Below are 9,194 nucleotides of genomic sequence, written 5' to 3'. Positions count from 1 at the left end.
AACTTTTTTTGTTTCTTTCAAGTTGTTGTTCCATCGCATCTGCGGTGGAGTTTTATTATAGCATCATGTTTCGTCAAATGTCAACATCTTTTTTAACTTATTTTTACAAAAGTTTTTCATATGTTTTCCATCTGGCAAAAGTGCGAAAAAAAAGAAATCTCAATCACTTAAGATTCTTTTTCCGCGAAGCTATAATCAGCTTCCCTTATATCGGTAAAGGGAACGGAGAAAGAGGGATTTGAACCCTCGCGCCGCTATAAACGACCTACACCCTTAGCAGGGGCGCCTCTTCAGCCTCTTGAGTATTTCTCCACAGAACTGAACTAATCCTCTACCAATATGAAGTGAACGCACCCTTAGGTGACGCAAAAGTTATTATACATAAGCTTCCACAGTTTGTCAATTCTTTTTGGGAAGTTTTTTCATATAATGTTGTATTACGCCTTTTCGGGGTTATTTTGAGTATATCCAATAATGGTTTCATCTATACGTCTTCTTACTTCTTCTGCAATCTGTGTTGTCTTCATATCTTTATATTCCTCGTAATACATGGGTTTCAAATAGAAGATCTTCACGGTAACAGGACGGATGCTGTTTTCATCAAAGGGAATAAACGAATCAATCAGGGCACAGGGGACTATGGGGCATCTGGCTTTCATTGCGCTTTTAAAGCTGCCGCCTTTAAATTCCAGGGTATGGTTGCCCTGTCTGCTTCTGGTGCCTTCGGGGAAAATAATGAAGTTGCGTCCCTGTTTGACTTCTTCCGCCATTTTCTGGATCACTTTCATTGACTGTCTTAAATCCTCCCTGTCAATGGTAAGGGCCCCGAGAGCCTTGCGGACCTGTTTGAGGAGAATGATATTGGCCGCTTCTTTTTTCATGACAAAGGCAAAGGGCCTGGGACAGGACTCCAGGAATACAAGCCCGTCAAAAAGGCCCTGATGGTTGGGGAACATGATAAATCCGTCTTTATCCGGTAAATTCTCCAGGCCATGGGCTTCTATTTTGACGCGGCCGGCACGGTTAGCTGCAAGCGTTGTCTTCTTCGCCCAGCGGAAACCTTCCTCATAACTGATGTTTTCATGGATGCTGCACCACCAGATGCGGCCAAAGTAGTAAAAGGCTTTAAAGAAAAGTCTGAGGACCATCAAAGCTATTCTCATAATATCTTTCTCTTTCTTATCTTTATTTTATTCGGTACGGTATTCTTCCAGGGCGGTTTCATAAAGGTTATTTCCCACACTGTCCATTACAACGATTACTGGAAAGTCCTTTACCTCCAGCCGGCGGACAGCTTCAGTGCCCAGATCTTCATAAGCTATCACCTCTGAGCATATAATGGATTTAGAAAGCAGGGCGCCGGCTCCCCCTACGGCAGCAAAGTAAACGGCGGTATTCCTGATCATTGCCTGTTTCACCGCTTCCGTTCTTTTCCCTTTTCCAATCATTCCCTGTAACCCCAGATCCAGAAGCGCGGGGGTATACTTGTCCATGCGGCTGGCCGTGGTGGGACCGGCGGAACCAATAGGGCGTCCCTGCCTGGCGGGAGATGGTCCCATATAGTAAATCACGTTTCCTCTGATATCAAAGGGAAGACTTCCGCCCTTCTGCAATGTCTCATACATCCTTTTATGAGCGGCATCTCTTGCCGTATATATTGTTCCCGTCAGGTAAACGTAATCTCCTGCCCTCAGGGCGGCCGCTTCCTCTCTGGCAAAGGGCACTTTCATATGTTTTTCCATGGCAATCTCCTTCCGGATAACGGTTCTCTTCTTATTATATAATGTAACATCAGCAGATATTGTATTACCTGCGCGAAGAACTACCATATAATGGGTATTATATGGTGCGTACTGAATGGCGGTTGACGTGACAGCAGATATTAACGGCTACAGGAAGCCCCGCTATATGGGTCGGGTATGTATTAATTTTCACTCCCAGCGCGGTGGTTGTTCCGCCCAGCCCGCCCGGTCCGATTCCGGTTTTATTGATTTTTTCCAAAAGTTCATCTTCCATTTCTTTTATATAAGGTATGTTTGATGAATCATCCAACGGTCTGGTGAGAGCCTGTTTTGCCATGAGAGCACATTTTTCAAAGGTTCCTCCGATACCGACGCCTACCACCATGGGCGGACAGGCATTGGGTCCGGCATCACGCACCGCGGTAAGAATTGCATTTTTTACCCCTTCCATGCCGTCTGCGGGCTTCAGCATAAAAACACGGCTCATGTTTTCACTTCCGAAGCCTTTGGGGGCTACGGTTATTTTGACCTGTTCACCGGGAACTATGCTGTAGTGGATGATTCCAGGAGTATTGTCTTTCGTATTTTCACGAAGGAGCGGATCTCCTACAACGGATTTTCTCAGATAGCCTTCCGCATAGCCCTGCCTGATTCCTTCGTTTACCGCATCCTCAAGAATCCCTCCTTCAAAATGGACATCCTGGCCTATTTCCAGGAATACGACGGCCATGCCAGTGTCCTGGCAAATGGGGATCCGGTCCTGACCGGCAATCTGCAGGTTCTCCTGCAGTTGTCCCAAAACCTTCTGTCCCAGCGGTGATTTTTCACAGCGGGCGGCATTTTCCAGCGCCTTTGCCATGTCAGATGTCAGAACATGATTTGCTTCTATACACATTTCTTTTATATTATCGGTAATTTCCGATAGCTGTATTGTTCTCATCAGTCCAATCCTTTCCTGTGTCCGTACTGCTGCGATTGTTCTCATTATATTATAGTTTTATTTTCTTGTCATCAGCGTTTTCGGGGCACAACGCTGATTTGCTCTTGTGGGCCGTCTGCAGTTGTCATAGAATAGGAAGAAAGAAAAGGCTCTGAAAGGTGGAATTACGATGGATAAGAAGGCGCTTCTAATTAAGACAATGATCAGTTATTATGCAAATGATCCCTGCCGGATACAGCATTTCATAAAGGTGCATGATTTTGCGGGCGTCATAGGAAAATTGGAGAAGCTTGGGGATGAGGAACAGAATATTCTTGAGATTGCCGCGATTGTACATGATATCGGAATTAAGGTAAGCGAAGAAAAGTACGGGAACGCGGATGGAAAGCATCAGGAGCTGGAGGGGCCGGTCATTGCCAGGGCAATGCTGGAAACGCTGGATTTTGAGGATTCGGTGATTGACAGGGTGTGTTATCTGATCGCACATCATCATACTTACACGGACATCAACGGTTTGGATTATCAGATTCTGGTGGAGGCTGATTTTCTGGTAAACCTATACGAAGGAAATGAGTCAAGGGAAACGGCCGGACAGGTCCTGCGGCGCATCTTTCGCACCGAAAGCGGCAGACAGATATGCGCCGACATGTTCGGCCTTTCCCTGGATCCGGAGGCTACGCGGGAATAATTTCTATCCAGTAGCCGTCAGGATCGGCTATAAAATAGATTCCCATAGCCTCATTTTCAAAGCAGATGCAGCCCATTTCCCTGTGCTTCGCATGGGCAGCCTCCATGTCATCAACAGCAAAGGCCAGGTGGAATTCGTTGTCTCCCAGATCATAGGAATCTTTTTCCCAGTCTCTCAGCCAGGTCAGCTCCAGCTGATGAGGCGTAACACCATCGGTCAGGAATGCAAGGATAAAACTCCCGTCGGAGGCTTCTTTGGTGCGGGCGGCCTTCAGGCCAAGAGCCTCTTCATAAAAACGGAGTGATTTATCCAGATCCGTTACGTTTAAATTGTTATGGGCAAAACTGAATTTCATATTGGCTCCTCTCTGCGCAATGCTGCGCGTACAGTTTCTGATATGTGCATTTTATACGGAGCGGGTGTGTATTGCAACCTGTTTTTTTGGAATGACATTTCAGGAAAAGAGCTTTATACTATTGTAGTGATGGGGTTATGCAGACTTATTTTCAGACTTAAGATAAAGGAGAGTTTTTTTCATGCACACGTTAGTAGTTCTTATTGTTGTTGTTTTGCTTTTATTTCTGCTTTATATGATCTTGATTATGCCAAGGCTGCATAAGCCGGACTGCAGCGCACTGCTTCATCAATATTATGCGCACCGCGGGCTTCACGATTTGGAAGCCGGAGTTCCGGAGAATTCCATGAAAGCATTCAGGCTGGCCATTGAGAAGGGGTTTGGCATGGAAATGGATGTGCAGCTTTCAAAGGACGGCATTCCGGTGGTTTTTCATGATGCTACCCTGACACGTATGTGCGGTGTGGAGAAACGGGTGAATGAATTGACCCTGGCGGAGCTTAAGCAGCTTTCCCTGGCAGGGACGCAGGAGCGGATCCCTACTTTTCAGGAATTCCTTACTCTGGTAAACGGGCAGGTTCCTCTTATCATTGAAATCAAAATGGATAAGAGGGATGACAGGATTCCTGAGGCAGTCAATGAACAGCTGAGGGGATACCAGGGCGTTTACTGTATTGAATCTTTTCATCCTTCCGCGCTTATCTGGTACAGGAAGCACCGGCCTGATGTGTTCCGGGGGCAGCTTTGCACGAATTTCAACAAGGAAAACAAAAATTGCAGCCTTCCTTTTTTCCTGTTGAGCAAAATGCTTTCCAACATTGCGGCCAGGCCGGATTTTATTGCTTACAACTGGCTTTACCGGGATGATTTGTCAAGAAGGATTTGCTGCGGCTTCTATCATGCGCTTTCGGTGGGATGGACAATCCGTTCCCAGAAAGAAATGGATGAATGCCGGAAGGACTTTACATTGTTCATTTTTGAAGGTTTTATACCGGAAGGGGATGCCTGATGCAGGAGCGTCATTTTATCTTTGATATCGACGGAACGTTGATTAATACGGAAAAGGCTATTATAAAAGGGCTTCAGGAGCTGCTGTTGGAAGAAAAGGGGAGCCAATATGCGCCGGAGCAGTTATATTTCTGTCTGGGAATCCCGGGGAGCCAGGCTCTGGCACAGCTGGGGATTGATGATGGAATTCCTGAGAAGCTGAAAAAATGGGATGCCTTCTATAATTCGCATGCCAATGATGTTTCCATTTATCCTGATATTCCGGAGATTCTGGAGCATTTGAGGGATAAGGGAATTATTCTGGGGACAATAACGTCGAAAAATCAGGAAGAGTATGATCATGATATGATACCGTTGGGATTGGAGAAATATTTTACCATCTCTGTTACTTCCTCGGATACCCCGGAGCATAAACCCAGTCCAGGACCAATGCTTTATTATCTGAAGAAAGCGGGAATTTCTCCGGAACAGGCTGTTTATATCGGCGACAGCATTTATGATATGCAGTGTGCCGGGAGCGCAGGGGTAAAACGCGCGCTGGCTCTGTGGGGGTGTAAAAATCCGGAGGCCATAGCCGCAGATGTACGGCTGGCGGAGCCCTTGGATATTTTGAAGCTTGTGTAGGCCGCGGGCGGACTGCAGCGGTTTTACAGTGATATGCCGCAGTTTTATTGATGAAAATTAAGATGATTTTGTGGGATTACAGGATTATCTGCAAAAAGGAACCTGCTTCCGTGGGCTGTCTGCCATCGGAAGCAGGTTCCTTTTAACATGATAACAAAGGATTAAAGGGGGAGGGTATTTTAACAGTCTGGGACTGGTATTGTCCTTTATCTATATAAAACCGGTTACCGCCGGCAGTATCGGAGGGTAATCACTGAACCCTGAAGGAAGTCCGTCAGCCCTCAATAGGGATGATTGTCTTCTCTTCTTCAAGCTTCTTGGGCTGAGGCTTATCAATCATAATCTTCAGAATTCCGTCCTTGAAGGCTGCATGGATTTCATTCTCCGTAATCTCCTCGCCGATATAGAAGGTTCTCTTCATGGTTCCGTAATATCTTTCTTTCCTTACATACTTGGTTCTCTCATCCGCTCTTTCCACAGGCTCTTTCCTGTCTGCGGTAATGGTGAGGTAACCTTCCTTTAATTCGGCCTTTACATCATCTTTGGTAAAGCCGGGAACTTCGATTTCCAGAAGGTACTGTCCGTCCTTCTCGCGGATATCTGTTTTCATCAGCTGGGTCTGAGGAGCGTATCCTCTGTTAAAAAACGGGTCATCAAACATATCACCGAAAAAGTCATTGAAAAAGTTGTTTCTGATTAACATAGTTCATTCCTCCTGATTTCTTATTATTTATAAGAGGTCTCCGGCTTGTCTGCCGTTCCCCTTTGTTGTTCTATAACATTTATAACATGCATTGTTAGCACTGTCAAGAGGTGAGTGCTAATTTAATTATAAAAAAAATATAAAGCTTATGTTATGCATTTACCCTGTATCTTATGCCGTAGGCAGGCACAATTTTGAAAAGGCAGCGGAGAGGATTTGTACGTTATGGCTGTTTTTATAAAAAATAAGCGGATTCACTGGACATATCCCCCGGAGAACGAGTAAAATAGAACGCAGTAAAATATATTTTCTTATGTGACAGGAGAATTATCATGAGCAAAGTTATCTTAACGGGCGACCGCCCTACCGGTCCGCTTCATGTTGGGCACTATGTAGGCTCCCTGAAGCGGAGAGTGGAGCTTCAGAATTCCGGAGAATATGATAAGATTTTTATTATGATCGCAGATGCGCAGGCGCTGACCGATAATGCAGACAATCCGGAGAAGGTGCGTCAGAATATTATTGAAGTGGCGCTGGATTATCTGTCCTGCGGACTTGATCCGGCAAAGTCCACTCTTTTTATTCAGTCCCAGATTCCTGAACTGTGCGAGCTTTCTTTTTATTATATGAATCTGGTTACCGTTTCCAGGCTGCAGAGGAATCCTACCGTGAAGTCTGAAATTCAGATGCGTAATTTTGAGACAAGCATTCCTGTGGGCTTTTTTACCTATCCTATCAGCCAGGCGGCGGATATTACCGCGTTCCATGCCACCACAGTTCCGGTAGGCGAGGATCAGGCGCCCATGATTGAGCAGACGAAGGAAATCGTCCACAAGTTCAATTCCGTATATGGGGAGACACTTACAGACCCTAATATCCTGCTGCCTGACAACAAGGTATGTCTGCGCCTGCCGGGTATTGACGGGAAGGCAAAGATGAGCAAATCCCTGAATAACTGTATTTATCTGTCCGACAGCGAAGCGGATGTAAAGCAGAAAATTATGTCCATGTTCACCGATCCCGGTCACCTGCGTGTACAGGATCCTGGAAAGGTGGAAGGAAACCCGGTATTTATTTATCTGGAAGCATTCTGCCGGGATGAACATTTTGAACGCTACTGCCCTGATTATCAGAATCTTCAGGAAATGGAGGATCATTACGCGCGCGGCGGCCTGGGAGATGTTAAGGTAAAGAAATTCCTGAATAATGTAATGCAGGAGGAGCTGGAACCCATTCGGAAACGGAGAAAGGAATTTGAAAAGGATATTCCTGAAATTTACCGAATCCTGAAGGAGGGCAGCGAGGCTGCCGAGGCAGAGGCCGCCAGGACGTTGTCCGAGGTGAAGAATGCGATGAAGATCAACTATTTTGAGGATCAGGCGCTGATTCAGGAGCAGGCGGAAAGATTTGCTTCGGATAAATAAAAGCCGATTTGTGCTTTTAGAGAGCATATAAAAGCCCGGACAGGCGGTTTAATAAACTGCCTGTCCGGGCTTTTCTGATTCTTTTTTATGTATTTTGTCAGATTATGTACTATATCAGATTTCAATCAACTCATACTGGTCGCTGCCAAGGCCGATTTTCACCGCATGTTCAATGCAGGAGTGCCAGTTGGTCTCCGGAGCGGAATCAATGAAGTGGTCATGGTGTACATGGGGCATACGGTCAAGCTGGCTGCCGCTGATAACGGGCTGTTTATTTACCGCATCTGCACAGGCTACGTCCAGTGCTACCGGATCAAAGGAGGCAAACATTCCCACATCAGGAACGATGGGAATATCGTTTTCGGAATGGCAATCGCAGTTAGGGGAAACATCCACTACAAGGCTGATATGGAAGTGGGGGCGTCCGGTTACCACGGCTTTGCTGTATTCCGCTATTTTACGGTTGAGGATATCATTGCTTTCATCTCCGGGAGTGCAGACGGCATCCATGGGGCAGACTCCGATGCAGCGGCCGCAGCCAACACATTTGTCGTGGTCAATGGAGGCCTTGCCGTCTGTAATGGAGGGAGCATCATGGGCGCAGATTTTGATACAGCGGCCGCAGCCGATGCAGTTTTCCTGCTCCACATAGGGCTTGCCTGCGTTGTGCATTTCCATCTTGCCGGCGCGGGATCCGCAGCCCATGCCGATATTCTTGAGCGCGCCGCCGAAACCGGTGGCTTCGTGTCCCTTGAAATGGCTGAGAGTGATAAAAACATCCGCATCCATAATGGCGCGGCCGATTTTGGCTTCCTTTACATATTCCCCGCCTTCTACGGGAACCAGTTCTTCATCGGTTCCCTTCAGTCCATCGGCAATGATGACATGGCAGCCGGTGGAAAATGGGGAAAAACCATTCTGGTAGGCTGCATCTATGTGATCCAGGGCATTCTTTCTACCGCCCACATACAGTGTGTTGCAGTCCGTGAGGAAGGCCTTGCCGCCGAGTTCTTTGATTACCTTTACCACCACTGCGGCGTAGTTGGGACGCAGATATGCCAGGTTGCCTGGCTCGCCGAAGTGCATTTTTATAGCGGCGTACTTGTTGCTGAAATCAATGTTTCCGATTCCTGCCGTTTTAATCAGACGTTCCAGCTTCTGAGGCAGATTCTCAGAAAAAGAAGTTTTCATTGTTGTAAAATAAACCTTTGATTTTTCCATTTGTAATTCCTCCCAATTTATTTTTTATGTACAGCGGGCCTGACAGATACGCGTGCATTAACACCGGCATGCCAGCTTAATGGCTGGCGGGAGGCCGGATGTGTCCCGCAGCCCGCGGCAGGACATCCGGCCATTAATTCATCCCAGTGCCACATCCAGTATCATCATAATGAGGAAACCGACCATAACCCCCAGGGTTCCCACATTGGAATGCTCTCCCAGATGTGCTTCCGGAATCAGCTCTTCCACCACCACATACATCATGGCACCGGCTGCAAAGCTGAGAAGCCAGGGCATCAGCGGCTGGATTCCTCCGGCCACAAGCACAACAAGAATTCCGAAAACCGGCTCCACAATACCTGAAAGGCTGCCATACAGAAAGGCTTTCCAGGTAGGGATTCCTTCCTGGCGCAGAGGCAGTGATATTGCCGCGCCTTCGGGGAAGTTCTGGATACCGATACCCAGGGCAAGCGCAAATGCGGCGGCGGC

12 protein-coding genes and 1 tRNA gene are annotated in these 9,194 nt (G+C 47.0%); 5 read left to right on the top strand and 8 right to left on the bottom strand.

The genetic code is table 11. From position 1 onward, the window contains the following. Positions 1-242 (top strand): hypothetical protein (locus HMPREF1548_RS30220; RefSeq protein WP_207644060.1); only part of this gene is annotated, 242 nt, incomplete at its 5' end. Here the strand turns inward: HMPREF1548_RS30220 and HMPREF1548_RS11355 are convergent. The 4 genes from HMPREF1548_RS11355 to HMPREF1548_RS11340 all read right to left on the bottom strand — a co-directional run bounded on the left by HMPREF1548_RS11355 (position 224) and on the right by HMPREF1548_RS11340 (position 2,682). Next, a tRNA-Ser gene (locus HMPREF1548_RS11355) sits at positions 224-312 on the bottom strand. The genes HMPREF1548_RS30220 and HMPREF1548_RS11355 overlap by 19 nt on opposite strands. Before the next feature lie 125 nt (positions 313-437). After that, a complete protein-coding gene (locus tag HMPREF1548_RS11350; protein WP_021636238.1) occupies positions 438-1,163 on the bottom strand; it encodes a lysophospholipid acyltransferase family protein in 726 nt (241 codons plus the stop codon). Positions 1,164-1,190: 27 nt separating this feature from the next. Next, positions 1,191-1,742, bottom strand: a complete 552-nt coding sequence (locus HMPREF1548_RS11345) for a Fe-S-containing hydro-lyase (RefSeq protein ID WP_035321860.1) — start codon at positions 1,740-1,742, stop codon at positions 1,191-1,193. A 97-nt stretch (positions 1,743-1,839) separates the two neighbouring features. After that, positions 1,840-2,682 carry a fumarate hydratase gene (locus HMPREF1548_RS11340; RefSeq protein ID WP_198168632.1) on the bottom strand — a complete coding sequence of 281 codons (843 nt, stop codon included), beginning with the start codon at positions 2,680-2,682 and terminating at the stop codon, positions 1,840-1,842. A 169-nt stretch (positions 2,683-2,851) separates the two neighbouring features. Between HMPREF1548_RS11340 and HMPREF1548_RS11335 the strand changes: the two genes are divergently transcribed. Continuing rightward, positions 2,852-3,370: an HD domain-containing protein gene (locus tag HMPREF1548_RS11335; protein WP_021636235.1), complete on the top strand. Its 519-nt coding sequence runs from the start codon at positions 2,852-2,854 to the stop codon at positions 3,368-3,370. Here the strand turns inward: HMPREF1548_RS11335 and HMPREF1548_RS11330 are convergent. Beyond that, positions 3,357-3,725, bottom strand: coding sequence for a VOC family protein (locus HMPREF1548_RS11330; protein WP_021636234.1), 369 nt, complete (start codon positions 3,723-3,725; stop codon positions 3,357-3,359). The two genes, HMPREF1548_RS11335 and HMPREF1548_RS11330, sit on opposite strands and share 14 nt — an antisense overlap. Before the next feature lie 181 nt (positions 3,726-3,906). On the opposite strand from HMPREF1548_RS11330, the gene HMPREF1548_RS11325 reads away from it, so the two are divergent. Both HMPREF1548_RS11325 and HMPREF1548_RS11320 read left to right on the top strand, forming a co-directional pair. Continuing rightward, positions 3,907-4,734, top strand: coding sequence for a glycerophosphodiester phosphodiesterase family protein (locus tag HMPREF1548_RS11325; protein ID WP_021636233.1), 828 nt, complete (start codon positions 3,907-3,909; stop codon positions 4,732-4,734). Continuing rightward, complete coding sequence (locus HMPREF1548_RS11320) at positions 4,734-5,357, top strand: HAD family hydrolase (RefSeq protein WP_021636232.1); 624 nt, start codon at positions 4,734-4,736, stop codon at positions 5,355-5,357. The genes HMPREF1548_RS11325 and HMPREF1548_RS11320 overlap by 1 nt, the downstream gene beginning before the upstream one ends. Positions 5,358-5,631: 274 nt before the next feature. Here HMPREF1548_RS11320 and HMPREF1548_RS11315 read toward each other — a convergent pair whose 3' ends face one another. Next, positions 5,632-6,060 carry an Hsp20/alpha crystallin family protein gene (locus tag HMPREF1548_RS11315; protein ID WP_021636231.1) on the bottom strand — a complete coding sequence of 143 codons (429 nt, stop codon included), beginning with the start codon at positions 6,058-6,060 and terminating at the stop codon, positions 5,632-5,634. Between the two features lie 332 nt (positions 6,061-6,392). Here HMPREF1548_RS11315 and trpS point away from each other — a divergent pair, with 332 nt between their 5' ends. Beyond that, positions 6,393-7,484: a tryptophan--tRNA ligase gene (gene trpS, locus HMPREF1548_RS11310; protein ID WP_021636230.1), complete on the top strand. Its 1,092-nt coding sequence runs from the start codon at positions 6,393-6,395 to the stop codon at positions 7,482-7,484. Between the two features lie 114 nt (positions 7,485-7,598). On the opposite strand, the gene HMPREF1548_RS11305 is transcribed toward trpS, so the two are convergent. Together HMPREF1548_RS11305 and HMPREF1548_RS11300 are read right to left on the bottom strand one after the other, a co-directional pair. Then, on the bottom strand, positions 7,599-8,705 hold the full coding sequence (locus HMPREF1548_RS11305; protein ID WP_021636229.1) for a DUF362 domain-containing protein: 1,107 nt from the start codon (positions 8,703-8,705) through the stop codon (positions 7,599-7,601). 138 nt (positions 8,706-8,843) lie between these two features. Next, the coding region (locus HMPREF1548_RS11300; protein WP_021636228.1) for a ZIP family metal transporter at positions 8,844-9,194 on the bottom strand (351 nt) is incomplete at its 5' end.

Origin of the sequence: Clostridium sp. KLE 1755 (assembly GCF_000466465.2) — a bacterium.
GTDB lineage: Bacteria > Bacillota > Clostridia > Lachnospirales > Lachnospiraceae > Eisenbergiella > Eisenbergiella porci.
The sequence above is the reverse complement of the archived record's forward strand: the minus strand, read 5'-3'. Positions and strand labels throughout refer to the sequence as shown.

Excerpts from the sequence above, each read along its gene's own strand:
- HMPREF1548_RS11350 (WP_021636238.1), bottom strand. The coding sequence starts at position 1,163 with ATGAGAATAGCTTTGATGGTCCTCAGACTTTTCTTTAAAGCCTTTTAC.
- HMPREF1548_RS11345 (WP_035321860.1), bottom strand. The coding sequence starts at position 1,742 with ATGGAAAAACATATGAAAGTGCCCTTTGCCAGAGAGGAAGCGGCCGCC.
- HMPREF1548_RS11340 (WP_198168632.1), bottom strand. The coding sequence starts at position 2,682 with ATGAGAACAATACAGCTATCGGAAATTACCGATAATATAAAAGAAATG.
- HMPREF1548_RS11335 (WP_021636235.1), top strand. The coding sequence starts at position 2,852 with ATGGATAAGAAGGCGCTTCTAATTAAGACAATGATCAGTTATTATGCA.
- HMPREF1548_RS11330 (WP_021636234.1), bottom strand. The coding sequence starts at position 3,725 with ATGAAATTCAGTTTTGCCCATAACAATTTAAACGTAACGGATCTGGAT.
- HMPREF1548_RS11325 (WP_021636233.1), top strand. The coding sequence starts at position 3,907 with ATGCACACGTTAGTAGTTCTTATTGTTGTTGTTTTGCTTTTATTTCTG.
- HMPREF1548_RS11320 (WP_021636232.1), top strand. The coding sequence starts at position 4,734 with ATGCAGGAGCGTCATTTTATCTTTGATATCGACGGAACGTTGATTAAT.
- HMPREF1548_RS11315 (WP_021636231.1), bottom strand. The coding sequence starts at position 6,060 with ATGTTAATCAGAAACAACTTTTTCAATGACTTTTTCGGTGATATGTTT.
- trpS (WP_021636230.1), top strand. The coding sequence starts at position 6,393 with ATGAGCAAAGTTATCTTAACGGGCGACCGCCCTACCGGTCCGCTTCAT.
- HMPREF1548_RS11305 (WP_021636229.1), bottom strand. The coding sequence starts at position 8,705 with ATGGAAAAATCAAAGGTTTATTTTACAACAATGAAAACTTCTTTTTCT.